The organism is Sanguibacter suaedae, from assembly GCF_016342785.1.
GTDB lineage: Bacteria > Actinomycetota > Actinomycetes > Actinomycetales > Cellulomonadaceae > Sanguibacter > Sanguibacter suaedae.
This window is the reverse complement of record NZ_JAEINH010000007.1, coordinates 60,180-76,278: the sequence shown is the minus strand read 5'-3', so window position 1 is coordinate 76,278 and position 16,099 is coordinate 60,180. Positions and strand designations below refer to the sequence as shown.

Genomic DNA, 16,099 nt, shown 5'->3' with positions numbered 1-16,099 from the left:
GGTGGGTGCGCGGCCCCGTCGGCCGCGCCCAGGTCTTCATCCTACGCCGGGGGCACCGACGGTCCCGCGCCCGGTCCGGGACGCCGCAGGCCCGCCGGCCAGGCGTCGTCGAGCTCCACCGTCTGGGGCAGCGCGGCGTGACCCGCGAGGCGCACGAGCCGCACCAGCGCCTTGGCGCGCACGCGCTGCGTCTGGGCGACGGCCTCGTTGTGGAACCGTCGCGCCAGCTGGACGCGGTACCAGGCGGCGGCCAGCGCGTCGAGGAGACCTGCGCTCGACGGGTCGTCGTAGAGGTCGGCGGCCTCCTCCGGTTCGTCGAGGACCGTGCGCAACGTCGCCGACAGGTCGCTCTCGGCCCGGGCGCGATCATCGCCCATCGTGCTGTCGAGGGCGCGCTCCACGGTGCTCCGTGACGGTCCGCGCCTCCGCACGGAGGGGCTCTGGCCCACGCGCGGCGTCAGGACGTAGGACGCCAGGTCGGGGACCGCCACGGCGAGCTCACGGTCCGCTGCCGCGTCACCCCCGGAGGCCTCGTGGGCGGCCTCGACGACGAGGACCGAGCTCACCGGGTCGAGGAGCCCGGACGTCGCGAGGTCCGTCGCGGCCGCGGCACGGCGGACCAGCTGGGCGTCGAGCGCCAGGCGGCTGGCGACGACCTTGCGGTGCAGCCGGTCGAGCCGGGTCGCGGACACCCACATGCTCCACCCCGCGAGCGCGAGGACCGCGCAGACGAGGACGAGAGTCTCGGACCACGTCATGAGGTGACCTCCGTCCAGCCCCGCCGCTGCGCGCGGGACGAGGGGTCCTCCTCGACACCGCCCAGGGCTCGTGTCGCCTCGAGGACCATCTCGTAGACCGTGAGGACCTGGGCGGTGACGGTGGACCAGTCGTACTGGCGGACGGTGGCGGTGGCGAGGCCGGCGCGCCGTGCCCGTTCGTCGGGGTCGCGGAGCGCCTCGACGACGGTGCGGGCGAGGTCGTCGCTGTCGCCGACGCGGAAGACGTACCCGGCCTTCCCGTCGTCGAGGACGCGCTGGAAGGCCCCGAGGTCGCTGGCGACGACGCACGCCCCGGCGCTCATGGCCTCCACGAGGACGATGCCGAAGCTCTCCCCGCCGGTCTGGGGCGCGATGTAGAGGTCGACGGAGGACAGGAGCTCGGCCTTCTCGGCGTCCGACACGGACCCGAGGAACTCGACGGACGCGGCGTGCTCGCCGAGGCGGGCGAGGGCGGCGTCGCGACCCTCGTCGCCACGGCCCGCCACGAGGACCCGGGCACCGGGGACGTGGCGGAGGATCTCGGGGACCGCATCGGTGAGGACCGGGAGGCCCTTGCGCGGTTCGTCGAGGCGCCCGAGGAACGCGATCGTCGGCGCGTCGGGGGTGCCGGTCCAGCGGTCGACGGCGCGGGCGTCGGCGAAGGTGTCGACGTAGACGCCGTTGGGGATGACGACCGCGTCGCCGCCCATGTGCTCGACGAGCGTGCGGCGTGCGTCCTCCGAGACGGCGATGCGGGCCGCGATCTTCTCGAGGCTCGGGCGCACGAGGGGGTGGACCACCTGGAGGGCCCGGGAGCGCAGGAGCGCCGTGTGGAAGGTGGCGACGATGGGTCCTCGGGCGATCCACAGGGCGAGCATGCTCAGGCTGGGGGTGACGGGCTCGTGCAGGTGGAGGACGTCGAAGTGTCCCTCCTTGAGCCAGCGGCGGACCTTGGCCGCCGTACGGGGGCCGAAGGTCATGCGGGCCACGGACCCGTTGTAGCGGACCGGGATGGCCTTCCCCGCGGAGGTGATGTAGTCGGGGATGGGGGTGTCGTCGTCGGCGGGTGCGAGGACGGAGACCTCGTGACCCTGCTCGATGAGGGCCTCGGCGAGGTCGCGGATGTGGAACTGGACGCCGCCCGGGACGTCGAAGGAGTAGGGGCAGACGATGCCGACGCGCAGGGGCCGGCCGATCTCCGGGTGGGTGGTGTCGTTCATGGGCGGGCCTCCGCCCGGGCGAGGCGTTCGGGGTCCAGGTCGGCGACGAACACCTTCTGCAGCATGTGCCAGTCCTCGGGGTGCTCGTGGATGTCGTGGGCGAGGGCGTCGACCCAGCCCTGGGTGGTGGTGCGCAGCCGCTCGGCGGGCGTGCCGTCGGTGGGGACCTCGACGGCCGGGTGGAAGCGGATGACGATGCCCCAGGGGGTCCCGGCCGCGCGTCTGCGCGCTCCGGTGAGGCGTTCGTAGAAGATGCCGGCCGGCAGGAGCGGTGCGCCGGTGGCGACGGCGACGGCCGCGGGTCCGGGTGCGACGCGTGCCGGGTGCCCGAGGAGGTCGACCTGGACGCCGGTGCGCGAGAGGTCGCGGTCGGCGAGGAGGCAGACGAGCCGCCCGGGGGCTGCGGCGACGCGCAGCAGGGCGCGGAAGACGCCGTCGTCCCCGGCGGTGAGGATCGTCATGCCGAGGGACTCCCGGAACACCATGAAGTCCTCGTAGAGCGCCGGGGGCTCGAGGCGCTCGGCGACGGTGGTCACCGGGGCGAGGTGGGTGGACGCCCAGACGCCGGCGAGGTCCCAGTTGCCCTGGTGGGTGAGGGCGACGACGGGGCTGGTCCCGGTGGCGAGGGCGCGCGTGCACTCGTCCCGTCCCTCGACGCGCACGCGTGCGGCGACCTGCTCCGGTGTGGCGGACGCGAGGACGAAGACCTCTCCGAAGTACCGCATGTACGACCGCATGGCACGACGCACCAGCCGGCGCAGCTCGCGTGGTCCCGCGTCGGGCCGCACGCGGGCGAGGTTGGTCGCGAGCCGGCGGACCCCGGCCGGTCGCAGGAGCGTCGCGACGTCGGCGCCGAGCGCCGCGGCGCCGCGCAGGAGCGGCGCCGGGACCTTCGAGGCGTGCTGCCACGCGAGGTGGTGGAGGCGTGCGGTGTCGAGCGCCACGGGTCAGCCTCCCGGGGAGGGCGCCGCACCGGGCGTCGTCCGTGTCGCGAGCGCCTGGGTGCGCACGGTGGCCATGCGCTGGACGACGGTGACGCCGCTGGCTGCGGCGAGGACGGCGAGCGCCACGACGAGGACGACGACGGGCAGGCCGAGACCGACGAGGCCTGCGGCGAGGAGCGAGACGACGAGTCGTTCGGCGCGCTCGGCGATGCCGACGGAGGCCGTCATGTCGAGGCCCTCGGCACGTGCGCGCGCGTAGGAGACGAGGTTGCCGAGGACGAGGCAGCAGAGCGCCGACACCATCCCCCAGGTGCGGAGGGTGCCGTCGGTGTGGAGGAGGAAGAAGGCGAGGAGCCCGCAGAAGATGCCGGCGTCGGCGGCACGGTCGAGGGTCGAGTCGAGGAAGGCGCCCCAGGGCCCTGACCGCCCGGAGAGGCGGGCCATGGTGCCGTCGAGGGAGTCGAGGACGGCGAAGAGCCCGATGACGACGGCTCCGAGCGTGAGGCGGTCGGTGGGGAACGCCCACAGCGCGACGGCGACGACACCGACTGTGCCGAGGACGGTCACGGCGTCGGGGGTGACCCCGATGCGGAGCAGCACTCGTGCGAGGGGGGTGAGGAGGGCTGCCATCGCGCCCCTCAGTCGGCTGAGCACGGTGCGTCCTCCTGGGGGGTGGGGGCGTCGCGGGCGGGCCAGGCGTCGGCGAGGAGCTGGCGTGTCTGCGCGAGGAGCTGTGGCAGGGCCTTGGTGCGGGCGACGATGGGCAGGAAGTTCGCGTCCCCGGCCCATCGGGGCACGACGTGCTGGTGGAGATGGGCGGCGATCCCGGCTCCGGCGACGTCCCCCTGGTTCATGCCGAGGTTGAAGCCGTGGGGGGCGGACACGGAGCGAACGACGCGCATGGCGGTACGGGTGAGGTCCGCGACCTCGGTGACCTCGTCGTCGGTGAGGTCCGTGTAGTCGGCGACGTGCCGGTAGGGGCACACGAGGAGGTGGCCCGAGTTGTACGGGTAGAGGTTGAGCACGACGAAGGCGTGCGTCCCGCGCGCGACGACGAGGCCGTCCTCGTCGTCGCGCCCGGGGACCGTGCAGAACGGGCACGCCCCCTCGGAGGAGTCGGCTGGCTTGTCCTGCCCGCCGATGTAGACCAGGCGGTGCGGGGTCCACAGGCGTTCGAGGGCGTCGGGCACCCCGGCGTGGTCGTCGGCGGTCTCGCTCACACCTGGACCCTGTCCCGCACGGCGGCGACGACGCGGTCGATCGCCTCGGCGACGGGGACGCCGTTGTCCTGGCGGCCGTCGCGGTACCGGAAGGACACGGCGCCGGCCTCGGCGTCCTCTCCCCCGGCGATGAGCACGAACGGGATCTTCTGGGTGCTGGCGGTGCGGATCTTCTTGGCGAAGCGGTCGCTGCTGTCGTCGAGCTCGGCGCGGATCCCGTGGGTGCGCAGCTGGGCGACGACGTCGGCGAGGTAGTCGTTGAAGGGCTCGGCGACGGGGACGGCGAGGACCTGGACGGGTGCGAGCCACGCGGGGAACGCTCCGGCGTAGTGCTCGGTGAGGACCGCGAAGAAGCGTTCGATGGATCCGAAGAGGGCCCGGTGGATCATCACGGGGCGCTGGCGGGTGCCGTCGGCGGCGGCGTACTCGAGGTCGAACTTCTCGGGGAGGTTGAAGTCGAGCTGGATGGTGGACATCTGCCAGGTGCGCCCGATGGCGTCCTTCGCCTGGACGGAGATCTTGGGTCCGTAGAACGCGGCGCCCTCGGGGTCTGCGACGAGCTCGAGGCCGGACTCGGTGGCGACCTCCTCGAGGGTGCGGGTGGCTTCCTCCCACACCTCGTCGGAACCCACGGACTTCTCGGGGTCGCGGGTGGAGAGCTCGAGGTAGAAGTCGTCGAGCCCGTAGTCCTTGAGCAGCCCGAGGACGAAGTTCAGTGCATCGGTGAGCTCGGACTTCATCTGCTCCCGGGAGCAGTAGATGTGGGCGTCGTCCTGCGTGAAGCCGCGGGCCCGGGTGAGACCGTGGACGACGCCGGACTTCTCGTAGCGGTAGACGGTGCCGAACTCGAAGAGCCGCAGCGGGAGCTCGCGGTAGGAGCGGCCGCGTGAGGCGAACACGAGGTTGTGCATGGGGCAGTTCATGGGCTTGAGGTAGTAGTTCTGCCCGGCCTTGCGCACCACGCCGTCGGCGTCGCGCTCCTCGTCGAGCTGCATGGGGGGGTACATGCCCTCGGAGTACCAGTCGAGGTGACCGGAGGTCTGGAAGAGCTGTTCCTTGGTGATGTGCGGGGTGTTGACGAAGGAGTAGCCCTCCTCGACGTGCCGCTTGCGGGAGTACTGCTCCATCTCGGAGCGGATGATCCCGCCCTTGGGGTGGAACACCGCGAGGCCGGAGCCGATCTCGTCGGGGAAGGAGAAGAGGTCGAGCTCGGTGCCCAGGCGGCGGTGGTCGCGGCGCTCGGCCTCGGCGAGGCGCTCGAGGTACGCCTTGAGCTCGTCCTTGGTGGGCCACGCGGTGCCGTAGATGCGCTGCAGCTGCGGGTTCTTCTCGCTGCCGCGCCAGTACGCGGCGGCGCTGCGCATGAGCTGGTAGCCGTTCCCGATGAGCCTGGTGCTCGGCAGGTGGGGACCGCGGCAGAGGTCGGACCAGGCGACGTCGCCGTTGCGGCGGACGTTGTCGTAGATGGTGAGCTCACCGGCGCCGACCTCGACGGACGCGCCCTCGGCAGCGGTGTCGCTGCTGCCCTTGAGGCCGACGAGCTCGATCTTGTAGGGCTCGTCGGCGAGCTCGGCGAGGGCGTCGGTGTCGGTGACCACGCGACGTCGGAACGTCTGGCCCTCCTTGACGATGCGCATCATCGCCTTCTCGAGAGCCTTGAGGTCCTCGGGGGTGAAGGGCTCGGTGACGTCGAAGTCGTAGTAGAAGCCGTCCTTGACGGGCGGTCCGATGCCCAGCCGTGCGGACGGGTTCACCTGCTGCACGGCCTGCGCGAGCACGTGGGCCGCGGAGTGGCGCAGGACGTCGAGGCCGTCGGGCGAGTCGATGGTGACCCCCTCGACCACGTCGCCGTCCGCGAGCGCGGTGGAGAGGTCGACGAGGTTCCCGCCGACGCGGAGCACGACGACGTCGCGTCGTTCCGCGAAGAGCTCGGTGCCGGTGGTCCCGGGGGTGACCGTCGTCAGCTGACCGTCGACGGTGACGGTGAGGGACTGGTCCAGCGGTGACGACTCAGACACGGGGGCTGCTCCAATGACGTTCGAGGGGCGCTGCCTGGTGGCACGCGCCCCTCGATGTTACCGATACCGGCACCGTCCGCGGGCACGCCTCACGGGCGGCGGGGGCGGGCCATGCCGGGTCGCAGCGCCGTGAGGACGCGCTCGACGTCGTCCTCGTCGTTCCACAGGTGGAAGGCGACGCGTGCGCGCCCGGCGCGCCCGGAGGCGACGACCCCGGCGTCGGCGAGCGCGGCCAGGTCCTGGCCGTCGGCGTCGGGCCAGGTGATGATCGCCTGGCCGAGGCGGGGTATCCCGAGCCCGTCGCAAAGCGCGTCGCCGAGGCTCGTGCTGCGGTGGTGGAGGGCGGCGAGGTCGGTCCGGGCGAAGAGGTCGACGGCGGGCGCTGCCCCGACCCAGGCCTGCCAGGCGGGCGAGACGTCGAAGGCTCGGGCGTCGGTGGCGAGGTCCATGCGCGGTCCGTAGCAGGAGCCCCAGACGTCGTCGCCCGCGTACCAGCCTGCCTGGAGCGGGACGAGGGATGACCGGTACTCGTCCCCGAGGGTGAGGAACGCCACGCCGCGGGGGGCGCACAGCCACTTGTAGGCGTGGCAGACCGTGGCGTCGAAGACTGAGGCGTCGACGGGCATGGCCCCGGCGGCCTGCGTCGTGTCGCACAGGGTGCGTGAACCGTGGTGGCGTGCGGCGGTGACGATGGCGTCGACGTCGGCGACCGCGCCGGTGGCGGACTGGACGAGGGAGAAGGACACGAGGTGGGTGTCCGCCGTGATGCTGGCGGCGAGCCGGTCGAGCGGCACGTGCCGGACGCGGACCCCGCGGTCGGCGGCGGCGAGGAACGGGTAGACCACGGAGCTGAAGTCCCCGTCGACGCAGAGCACCTCGCGCCCGGGCGGGACGGCGGCGGCGAGCACGGAGACCATGGCCGACGTCTGGGAGCCGATGGCGACGTGGTCGACGGGGACTCCGACGAGCGCGGCGTAGGCGGTGCGGGTGGTCTCGACGACGTCCCCGTAGCGGGCCGGGCCGGTGCGGGCGTGGGACCAGTCGTCGAGGTCGGCGCGGAGGGCGGTGAGGGTGGCGTCGGTGGGCAGCCCCATGGTGCAGGCGGAGAGGTACCCGGCGCCGCGGGAGAAGTGGGTGCGTGCCTGGTCGACGGTGAGGAGCATGGTTCCAGCCTGGCGACCCGTCGAGCATTCGACTAGGCCCAGGTCATGATCCGATTCATAAGGCAACGTTATGATCGACCGTGACCAGCGACCCTGCCCCCTCGCCGGGTGTCACCCCCGAGGACCTCGACTCCCACTCGCTGCGCGTCGTGCGCGCGATCGCCGACCACGGCTCGGTGACGGCAGCAGCCGCGGCCCTCGGTTACAGCCAGCCGGCGCTGAGCCAGGCGATCCGTCGGCTCGAGGCGCGGATCGGCATGACCGTCCTCGCCCGCGCAGGCCGCGGGGTGCGCCTCACGGAAGCGGGACGCGTCGTGGCCCGGCACGCGACCGTGGTGCTGCGGTCCATCGACGCCGCGGCCGACGAGCTCACCGAGCTCGCAGGGGCACGGGCAGGGCAGGCGAGGCTCACGGGCTTCCCGTCGGCGTCGTCGACGCTGGTGCCGTCGGTGCTCGGCGCGATGGCTGCCCGCTCCCCCGGGGTGCGCACCAGCTACCTCGAGGCGGAGCCACCCGAGGCGGTGGCAGCGGTCCGGGACGGTCTCGCGGACGTCGCGCTGACGTTCAGCTATCCCGGCGATCCGCAGGACCCACACGGGGACAGCACGTCCGGCCTGACCTCGGTCGCGCTGTGGCGCGACACCATGGTGCTCGTGCTCCCCGCGACGAACGCCCGCGCCCGAGGTCCGGCAACCCGGGAGGTGGCCGTGAGCGACCTCGCGCAGGACCGCTGGATCGGCGGCTGCCCGCGGTGCCGTGCGCACCTCCTGGCGACCTGCGGTGCGGCCGGCTTCGTGCCGAGCATCGCCTACGAGACGGACAACGTCCCGGCCGTGCTCGGGATGGTCGCGGCAGGTCTCGGTGTCGCGATGCTGCCGAGCCTCGCCGTCACGGGAGCCCCGCTGCCGAGCGGCGTGGTCGCCCGCCGTCCTGCGGGCGGTGACCACAGGACCGTGCACCTCGTGCTGCCCCCGGAGGTCGAGGCCATGCCGTCGGTCCTCGCGATGCGCGACGCCGTGCGGTCGCTGGACCCGCGACGGTGGGGCCTCCACCCCGTCTGAACCCGGGGACCACCGGTGTGCCGCCGTGGGAACGACGAAGGCCGCACCCCTAGGGGTGCGGCCTTCGTGTGCTGCGACGTGGGCGATACTGGGTTCGAACCAGTGACCTCTTCGGTGTGAACGAAGCGCGCTACCACTGCGCCAATCGCCCGTCTCCACCGTTCCGCACCCGTGTCCAGTGCCACGACGGGCCTGGACACCCGTGCTGCGCGGTGTTCGTGGAAGATCGTAACCGGTCAGGACGCCAGGAAGCGAACCGGCCCCGATCAGGGGTCGACGAGCTCGGCCGCTCGTCGCGCGAAGAGCTCCTGCGCGGCGAGCGTGAGCGGACCTGGGACGACCCGCTGCCCGTCGAGCCCGACCACCGGCACGACGTTGCGGATGCTCCCGGCGAGGCCGAGCGACGTTCGGCCTGCGAGGACGTCGTCGAGGACCGTGAACGGGAGCTCGTCGACCTCCGCCTCGCGGGCGGGCAGACCGTCCGCGAGCGCCCACTCGAGGAGCAGCTCGCGGGTGATGCCCGCGAGGCATCCGGTCATGAGGTGGGGGGTGAGGAGCTCGCCGTCGCGCTCGACGAGGACGTTCGAGGCGGTGCCCTCGCAGAGGGCTCCGACGGTGTTGGCCATGAGCCCCTCGTCGGCGCCGTGCCGGGTGGCGTGTGCGAGGCCGACGGCGTTCTCGGCGTAGGACGTCGTCTTGAGGCCGGCGACGGCGGACCGTTCGTTGCGGATCCACGGCAGGCGCACGACGCGGGCGTCGACGGTGCGCACCGCCGGCCCGGCGGCGACCATGAGCGTCGGCGGCCCGTCCCCGCGCGCGGAGCCGAGGGGACCGAGGCCGGCTGTGAGGGTGATGCGCAGGCGCCCGGTCTCCGGCGTGGACCGTGCGAGGACGGCGTCCACGGCGTCCCTGAGGGTCGCCTCGTCGGGCACGGTGATCCCCAGCCCGGTCGCGGACCGGGCGAGCCGGCGCAGGTGCCTGCCCAGGGCGAAGGCCCGTCCGTCCGTGACGGAGCACGTCTCGAAGACGCCGTCGCCGACCGTGAGCCCGTGGTCGAGGACGCTGACGGCGGGCTCCTCGGGCGCGACGAAGCGCCCGTCCTTCCACAGCACGAGGGTCATGGGGTCAGTGTGCCGCAGACGCGAGGTCCACGAGGCGTCGCGCCTTGAGCTCCGTCTCCAGCCACTCCCCGTGGGGGTCGCTGCCCCAGGTGATGCCGGCCCCCGTCCCGAAGCGGAGCGCCGGGCTGCGGCCGTCGGTGCCGCGGTCCCACCAGAAGGTGCGGATGCCGACGGCGAGCTCCGCGGTGCCCGCGTCTGCGTCGACCCACCCGACCGCCCCGCAGTAGGGGCCGCGGGGCACCGGTTCGAGGTCGCGGATGATGCGCAGCGCCGACGACTTGGGCGCACCGGACACCGAGGCGGGCGGGAAGGTCGCGGCGAGGACACGCGCCCAGGTCCCCGGGCCGGTGACGACGTCGGGCCGCAGGCGCCCGGTGACGGTCGACACGAGGTGGACGAGCCCTGGGTGGTGCTCGACGCCGAGGAGGGAGGTGACCTCGACGGTCCCCGGAGCGCAGACGCGCTGGAGGTCGTTGCGGACGAGGTCGGTGATCATGACGTTCTCCGCGCGGTCCTTGTCGCCCAGCCCCTCCGGTGACGTCGCGGTGCCCTTGATGGGACCCGACGTGAGGGTCGTGATGCCGGCGGGACGGGCGTCGAGGCGCAGGAAGAGCTCCGGGGAGGCGCACACCACCCACACCGGGTCGATGCCGGAGGACGCCGGGACGTGGAGGACCCCCTGGTACGGGGCGGGGTTCCCGGCGGCGAGGCGCTGGGCGAGGGCCCGCGCGTCGGGCTCCGCGGGCGTTCCGTCCGGCCCTCCTGGTGCGAGGGGCGCGGAGAGCACGCGGCAGACGTTCACCTGGTAGACGTCCCCGGCACGCACGTGCTCGCGGACCGTCCGCACGGCAGCCTCGTAACCGTCCTGGTCCAGCGAGCTGGTCCACCCGTCGCGTGCAGGGCCCGCCCACGCGGTGCGCGCCCTCGGTGTCGCGGCAGCGGCGACGCTGCCGACCGGCCCCCTGCGGACGTCGGCGAACCGCCAGGCCCTCGCCCGCCCGTCGAACTCGGCGACGACGAACCACACTCCCCCTCGGTCCAGGGCCTCGGGCGTGTCGGCGAGGTCGACGACCTCCACCGGTGAGCGCCCCTCGAGGCGCCCGAACTGCGCGTATCCGTCCACGGCACCACGCTACCGACAGCCGTGGGGCAGCCCACACCAGCAACTTTTCCGCAGGATCCTGCGGATCCCGACCGTGAAAGAGCCCCGGGGGCGACGTCAGTTGGACTCAGGCCGCAAAGGTCTATTAGAGTCTGGGACGCGCCGAAAACGCCGGGGAGAAAAACCCGGCCTTCCGGAGAGCATGCGGACGTGGCTCAGTGGTAGAGCATCACCTTGCCAAGGTGAGGGTCGCGGGTTCGAATCCCGTCGTCCGCTCGGAGACAGACTCTCGAGGTCACACTCGGGGCTGGGTCTCAGCGGTGGAGTGGCCGAGAGGCGAGGCAGCGGCCTGCAAAGCCGTATACACGGGTTCGAATCCCGTCTCCACCTCGCATCGACCGACCGCACGACCGGGTCTGTCCTGCACGACAATGGGCGATTGGCGCAGCGGTAGCGCGCTTCCCTGACACGGAAGAGGTCACTGGTTCGATCCCAGTATCGCCCACCAGTATTCAGAGGCCGTTCCGGAGAGATCCGGGGCGGCCTCTTGCGTCGTCCGGGGTCAGCGCCCTCGCCGGGGGCTGACCCGGATCACGACGACCGGGTGTGGGGTCGTGGGTCTCCCGCTGACGCGGGATCGGCTCCGACGAGCACGCGGCCCCGGTGTCGACGTGGCAAGGCCGCACGGCGCCGACGCGGCGCACGGACGCTGAGGAGGAGATGACGTGGCTCGACGAGGCCGAGGACGGTCCGGTGGCGCACAGGGAGCTGGCGCGGACGGCGCCGGCTCCAAGCGCACGGGCGCCAAGGGCGGCGGTTCCAAGAGCTCGGGCGCCAAGGGTGCCGGTTCCAAGAGCTCGGGCGCCAAGGGTGCCGCCATCAAGGGTGGCGGGGCCCAGCGCCGACGCGCCCCGCGCCGCACCCGGCAGGACCTGGTCTCCGTGCTCGCCGACGTCGCTCGCGAGGTCGACGACGCCGTGCAGCGGACCTCCACGCGTCCGGGGGTGCGCACGAAGTTCCAGGTCGTCGCGCTCCTCGTGCGCGAGGAGAAGGCGCGTGCGACCTCCGACGACAGCCTGAGCACGGCCCGACGCGCCGAGGTGCTCAAGCGCCTCGACGGCATCGCGACGATGCTGGCCCGGACCGCGGCCCGGGACACCTCGCTGCTCGAGCTCCTCGCCGACGACGCCCGGGTCTCCGACGCAGCACGTGCATACAGGGCATCGGTGATGCGCGCCGGCGGCCTGGAGCCGCCCGAGCCCGAGGAGGCCCCGGCACCTGCGGAGCCGACCCCACCACAGGCGGGCGCATCCACTCAGGTGGTGCCGCGCTCCGTCGTCTCGCGCCAGATGGCCAACCCGTTCCTGGCCCCCGACTACGAGGCCGCGGCCGAGCGGACCGCGGCACGGGCCGGACGCCTGGCAGGCTGGGAGCTCCTCGAGCCGCTGTTCCGGTCCTTCGAGCGGGCCACGCCGGGATCACCCGCGTGCATGGCGCTGCCGGCCCCCGGGCCGGTGTCCGTGCCGCGCGGCCGGGACGTGATGCCGCACCAGGCCCAGGTCGTCACGGCGGCGGCGCGCGGTCACCACACGTTCCTGCTCGCCGACGAGCCAGGTCTCGGCAAGACGGCGCAGGCCCTCCTGGCGGCCCAGGCCGCCGACGCGTACCCGCTGCTCGTCGTGGTGCCCAACGTCGTCAAGGCGAACTGGGCCAACGAGGTGGCGCTGTGGACGCCGTCACGCCGGTCCACGGTGGTCCACGGGGACGGCGACCGGATGGACGGCTTCGCGGACGTCGTGATCGTCAACTACGAGCTCCTGGACCGCCACGTCGGGTGGCTCGGCGAGCTGGGCTTCCGCGGCATGATCGTCGACGAGGCGCACTTCATCAAGAACAGGACCTCGCAACGCTCCCAGCACGTCCTCGCCCTGTCCGAGCGGATCCGGACCCGCGTCGGCAAGCCGCTGCTCATGGCGCTGACAGGCACCCCGCTGATCAACGACATCGAGGACTTCCGGGCGATCTGGCAGTTCCTCGGCTGGATCGACGACACGGTCCCGCTGGGCAGGCTGCGGTCCGCGCTCGAGGACACGGGCCTCACGCCAGCCGACCCGGGCTTCTCCGCCGCCGCGCGGACCAGCGTGACCGAGATGGGCATCGTGCGCCGCCGCAAGAGCGACGTCGTCGCCGACATCCCGGCACGCCGCGTCGCGGACCTCGTCGTCGAGCTCGACGGGGCGGCCGGCCGGTCCGTGCGCGCGGCCGAGGCCGCGCTCGTCGAGCGGCTCGTCCAGCGATACCGGACCGCTCTGGAGATGCGCGGCGACGTCGCCGCCGACGGGGTCGACCACGAGCTCGTCCGCCGTGTCGCGGCCGCGGAGCTCAAGGACTCGACCTCGAAGGCCAAGGGCGAGAACGTGTTCACCATGGTGCGTCGGATCGGCCAGGCGAAGGCGGGCCTGGCGGCCGACTACGCCGCCCAGCTGGCCCGCAGCGTCGGGAAGGTCGTGTTCTTCGCCAAGCACGTCGACGTCATGGACCACGCCGAGCAGGTGTTCGCCGAGCGCGGCATCCGCTACGCCTCGATCCGCGGCGACCAGACCTCCAAGGCCCGCGAGAAGAACATCGCGGCCTTCACGGACGACCCGGACGTGTCGATCGTGGTGTGCTCCCTGACCGCTGCCGGGGTCGGCCTCAACCTCCAGGTCGCGTCGAACCTCGTGCTCGCCGAGCTGTCCTGGACGTTCGCCGAGCAGACCCAGGCGATCGACCGCATCCACCGGATCGGCCAGGACGAGCCCGTCACCGCGTGGCGGATCGTCGCCGCACAGACGATCGACCCGAGGATCGCCGAGCTCATCGACAGCAAGTCGGGCCTGGCGGCACGCGCGCTCGACGGGGCCAGCGAGGACGACAGCGACGCGTCGACGACCGTCCAGCTCGACGCCCTCGCCGGCCTGCTCACCGACGCGCTGGACCACGACACCGTCGTCTGAGCCGTCGGAGGGGATCGCGGGCCGTCCCTTCCGGCCTGCGCCCTTCCCGGGTACGCTCGTCTCGAATCGTTTCGAGAACCGCACCGGCGCCGCACTGTGGCAGCGCTCCCACGGAAGGACTCCGCATGAACGCCCCGCTCCCCTACAAGGACGCAGGACTCCCCGTCGCCGACCGCGTCGCCGACCTCGTCGAGCGCATGACGCTCGAGGAGAAGGTGGGCCAGATGCTCCAGCTCACCGCGCAGGACGGCGTCGAGCACCTCGTGCAGGACATGCACGTCGGGTCCATCCTCCACGCCTCCCCCGAGCGCGTCCGCGAGGCGCACGCCGCCACGGCGCGCACACGCCTGCAGATCCCTCTCCTCGTCGGTGAGGACTGCATCCACGGGCACTCCTTCTGGGAGGGCGCCACCATCTACCCCACACAGCTGGGCATGGCGGCCACCTGGGACGCCGAGCTCGTGGAGCGCGTCGCCCGCGCGACAGCTCGCGAGGTCGTCCCCACCGGCGTCCACTGGACCTTCTCCCCCGTGCTCTGCATCGCCCGTGACCTGCGGTGGGGGCGCGTGAGCGAGACGTTCGGCGAGGACCCCTACCTCATCGGCGAGCTCGCCTCCGCAATGGTCCGCGGGTACCAGGGCGACGGCCTCGACGACCCCACGGCCATCCTCGCGACCGCCAAGCACTTCGCCGGGTACTCCGAGACCCAGGGCGGCCGGGACGCCACCGAGGCGGACATCTCCCGGCGCAAGCTCCGCTCCTGGTTCCTGCCGCCCTTCGAGCGCGTCGCCCGCGAGGGCTGCCGCACGTTCATGCTCGGCTACCAGTCCATGGACGGGGTGCCCATCACCATCAACGAGTGGCTCCTCGGCGACGTCCTGCGCGGCGAGTGGGGCTACACGGGGATGCTCGTCACCGACTGGGACAACGTCGGCCGCATGGTGTGGGAGCAGCACATCCAGCCCGACCACACCCACGCCGCCGCGGCCGCGGTCCGCGCCGGCAACGACATGGTCATGACCACCCCCTCGTTCTTCGAGGGCGCCCAGGACGCCGTGCGCCGAGGCATGCTCGACGAGTCGGCCATCGACGCCGCCGTCGCCCGCATCCTCACCGTGAAGATGGAGCTCGGCCTCTTCGAGGACCCGCGCCACCCCGACCCCGCCGCCCAGGCCACCGTCATCGGCTCCGCCGAGCACGCGGAGCTCAACCTCGAGGTCGCCCGCCGCTCCCTGGTGCTCCTCACCAACGACGGGACGCTGCCGCTCGACGGCGGGCTCGTCGCCGGACCCGACGGGCGTGCCGCCGGCGGTCCCGCGCCGCGCACCGTCGCCGTCGTCGGTCCCAACGCCGACGACCAGCACACCCAGCTCGGCGACTGGGCGGGCAGCTCCGGGCAGGCCGACTGGCTCCCGGACGGCCACCCCCGCGAGCTCACCACGACCGTCCTCGACGGGTTCCGCGACCACGTCCCGTCCGACTGGACCGTCACGCACGCCCGCGGTGCCGACATCATCAGCGTCGGCAAGGACCCCGAGGGAGAGTTCTTCCCCGACGGGCAGCCGCGCCCCGCCGTCGCCGTCCCCGTCGACCCGGACCCCGAGCTGATCGCCGAGGCCGTCGCCGCCGCGGAGGCCGCCGACTACGTGGTCGCCGTCGTCGGGGACCGCATCGAGCTCGTCGGCGAGGGCCGCTCCACCGCCACCCTCGACCTCCTCGGCGGTCAGGTCGCCCTGCTCGACGCCCTCGCCGCGACCGGCACGCCCATGGTCGTCGTGGTCGTCGCGTCCAAGCCCCTCGTGCTCCCGCCGTCCGCGCACTCCGCCGCGGCCATCGTCTGGGCGGCCAACCCCGGCATGGCAGGCGGACGCGCCCTCGCGGAGATGGTCCTCGGGCTCGTCGAGCCGTCAGGACGCCTGCCCATCTCGTTCGCCCAGCACGCCGGGCAGCTGCCCGTGTACTACAACGAGCTGCCCGGGCAGCACGGGACCCGCTACGCGGACCTCACGCAGCGGCGGCCCTTCGCCTTCGGCGAGGGCCTGAGCTACACCACCGTCGACTACTCCGACCTGCGCGTCCTCGAGACGACCGTCGGCCGGGGGGACACGGTGAGGGCCGAGGTCACGCTCCACAACACGGGCGCCCGGCCGTCCCTCGAGACCGTCCAGGTGTACGTCCACGACGTCGTCGCGACCGTCACGTGGGCCACCAAGGAGCTCAAGGCGCACCGCCAGGTCGAGCTCGCCCCGGGCGAGCGTCGGACCGTCGAGCTCGAGCTGCCCGTCGCGGACTGCACGCTCGTCGACGCCGAGGGGCGCCGCGTCGTCGAGGCAGGTGACTTCGAGCTCCTCGTCGGGCCCTCGTCGCGGGACGAGGTGCTGCAGCGCGCCACCTTCACCGTCGTCGACTGACCCGGTGCGGCCGGGGCGCCCGTGCAGGGCGCCCCGGTTGCCGGTCGGGACGAGCCCACCGAGAGTGGGGTGGTACGTCGTCCCC

The 16,099-nt window shown here is 73.0% G+C and carries 12 protein-coding genes and 4 tRNA genes; 6 read left to right on the top strand and 10 right to left on the bottom strand.

Annotation, left to right across the window (positions count from 1 at the left end; translation table 11 throughout):
- Nucleotides 1–41: 41 nt before the first annotated feature.
- From JAV76_RS09850 to JAV76_RS09820, 7 genes are all read right to left on the bottom strand, one after another.
- The gene (locus JAV76_RS09850) at nucleotides 42–758 is read right to left on the bottom strand and encodes a hypothetical protein (RefSeq protein ID WP_198733873.1); all 717 of its coding nucleotides are present in this window, start codon (nucleotides 756–758) and stop codon (nucleotides 42–44) included.
- The gene (locus JAV76_RS09845; protein WP_372403435.1) at nucleotides 755–1,978 is read right to left on the bottom strand and encodes a glycosyltransferase family 4 protein; all 1,224 of its coding nucleotides are present in this window, start codon (nucleotides 1,976–1,978) and stop codon (nucleotides 755–757) included. Before JAV76_RS09845 ends, JAV76_RS09850 begins: the two co-directional genes overlap by 4 nt.
- The gene (locus tag JAV76_RS09840) at nucleotides 1,975–2,922 is read right to left on the bottom strand and encodes a phosphatidylinositol mannoside acyltransferase (protein ID WP_198733872.1); all 948 of its coding nucleotides are present in this window, start codon (nucleotides 2,920–2,922) and stop codon (nucleotides 1,975–1,977) included. The genes JAV76_RS09845 and JAV76_RS09840 overlap by 4 nt, the downstream gene beginning before the upstream one ends.
- Before the next feature lie 3 nt (nucleotides 2,923–2,925).
- A complete protein-coding gene (gene pgsA / locus JAV76_RS09835) occupies nucleotides 2,926–3,576 on the bottom strand; it encodes a phosphatidylinositol phosphate synthase (protein ID WP_198733871.1) in 651 nt (216 codons plus the stop codon).
- Entirely contained in the window at nucleotides 3,561–4,142 is a 582-nt protein-coding gene (locus JAV76_RS09830) for an HIT family protein (protein ID WP_198733870.1), read from the bottom strand. Before JAV76_RS09830 ends, pgsA begins: the two co-directional genes overlap by 16 nt.
- The gene (thrS, locus tag JAV76_RS09825) at nucleotides 4,139–6,160 is read right to left on the bottom strand and encodes a threonine--tRNA ligase (protein WP_372403432.1); all 2,022 of its coding nucleotides are present in this window, start codon (nucleotides 6,158–6,160) and stop codon (nucleotides 4,139–4,141) included. Before thrS ends, JAV76_RS09830 begins: the two co-directional genes overlap by 4 nt.
- Nucleotides 6,161–6,249: 89 nt before the next feature.
- Nucleotides 6,250–7,323 carry an aminotransferase class V-fold PLP-dependent enzyme gene (locus JAV76_RS09820; RefSeq protein ID WP_198733869.1) on the bottom strand — a complete coding sequence of 358 codons (1,074 nt, stop codon included), beginning with the start codon at nucleotides 7,321–7,323 and terminating at the stop codon, nucleotides 6,250–6,252.
- Nucleotides 7,324–7,403: 80 nt separating this feature from the next.
- On the opposite strand from JAV76_RS09820, the gene JAV76_RS09815 reads away from it, so the two are divergent.
- Nucleotides 7,404–8,384 carry a LysR family transcriptional regulator gene (locus JAV76_RS09815; RefSeq protein WP_198733868.1) on the top strand — a complete coding sequence of 327 codons (981 nt, stop codon included), beginning with the start codon at nucleotides 7,404–7,406 and terminating at the stop codon, nucleotides 8,382–8,384.
- Between the two features lie 79 nt (nucleotides 8,385–8,463).
- On the opposite strand, the gene JAV76_RS09810 is transcribed toward JAV76_RS09815, so the two are convergent.
- From JAV76_RS09810 to JAV76_RS09800, 3 genes are all read right to left on the bottom strand, one after another.
- Nucleotides 8,464–8,535: transfer RNA gene (locus JAV76_RS09810), tRNA-Val, on the bottom strand.
- A gap of 115 nt (nucleotides 8,536–8,650) precedes the next feature.
- The gene (locus JAV76_RS09805) at nucleotides 8,651–9,505 is read right to left on the bottom strand and encodes an aminotransferase class IV (RefSeq protein WP_198733867.1); all 855 of its coding nucleotides are present in this window, start codon (nucleotides 9,503–9,505) and stop codon (nucleotides 8,651–8,653) included.
- A gap of 4 nt (nucleotides 9,506–9,509) precedes the next feature.
- Complete coding sequence (locus JAV76_RS09800; protein WP_198733866.1) at nucleotides 9,510–10,628, bottom strand: chorismate-binding protein; 1,119 nt, start codon at nucleotides 10,626–10,628, stop codon at nucleotides 9,510–9,512.
- Between the two features lie 183 nt (nucleotides 10,629–10,811).
- On the opposite strand from JAV76_RS09800, the gene JAV76_RS09795 reads away from it, so the two are divergent.
- From JAV76_RS09795 to JAV76_RS09775, 5 genes are all read left to right on the top strand, one after another.
- Nucleotides 10,812–10,883: transfer RNA gene (locus JAV76_RS09795), tRNA-Gly, on the top strand.
- Between the two features lie 43 nt (nucleotides 10,884–10,926).
- Nucleotides 10,927–10,997: transfer RNA gene (locus JAV76_RS09790), tRNA-Cys, on the top strand.
- Nucleotides 10,998–11,040: 43 nt separating this feature from the next.
- Nucleotides 11,041–11,115, top strand: a tRNA-Val gene (locus tag JAV76_RS09785).
- 433 nt (nucleotides 11,116–11,548) lie between these two features.
- Nucleotides 11,549–13,603, top strand: coding sequence for a DEAD/DEAH box helicase (locus JAV76_RS09780; protein ID WP_198733965.1), 2,055 nt, complete (start codon nucleotides 11,549–11,551; stop codon nucleotides 13,601–13,603).
- Nucleotides 13,604–13,728: 125 nt separating this feature from the next.
- Nucleotides 13,729–16,014: an exo-beta-d-1,3/1,6-glucosidase gene (locus JAV76_RS09775; protein ID WP_198733865.1), complete on the top strand. Its 2,286-nt coding sequence runs from the start codon at nucleotides 13,729–13,731 to the stop codon at nucleotides 16,012–16,014.
- Nucleotides 16,015–16,099: the final 85 nt, after the last annotated feature.

Bases quoted from the DNA above. Each gene is read 5' to 3' on its own strand.
- JAV76_RS09805 (WP_198733867.1), bottom strand. From the start codon at position 9,505: ATGACCCTCGTGCTGTGGAAGGACGGGCGCTTCGTCGCGCCCGAGGAG.
- JAV76_RS09775 (WP_198733865.1), top strand. From the start codon at position 13,729: ATGAACGCCCCGCTCCCCTACAAGGACGCAGGACTCCCCGTCGCCGAC.
- JAV76_RS09850 (WP_198733873.1), bottom strand. From the start codon at position 758: ATGACGTGGTCCGAGACTCTCGTCCTCGTCTGCGCGGTCCTCGCGCTC.
- JAV76_RS09820 (WP_198733869.1), bottom strand. From the start codon at position 7,323: ATGCTCCTCACCGTCGACCAGGCACGCACCCACTTCTCCCGCGGCGCC.
- JAV76_RS09845 (WP_372403435.1), bottom strand. From the start codon at position 1,978: ATGAACGACACCACCCACCCGGAGATCGGCCGGCCCCTGCGCGTCGGC.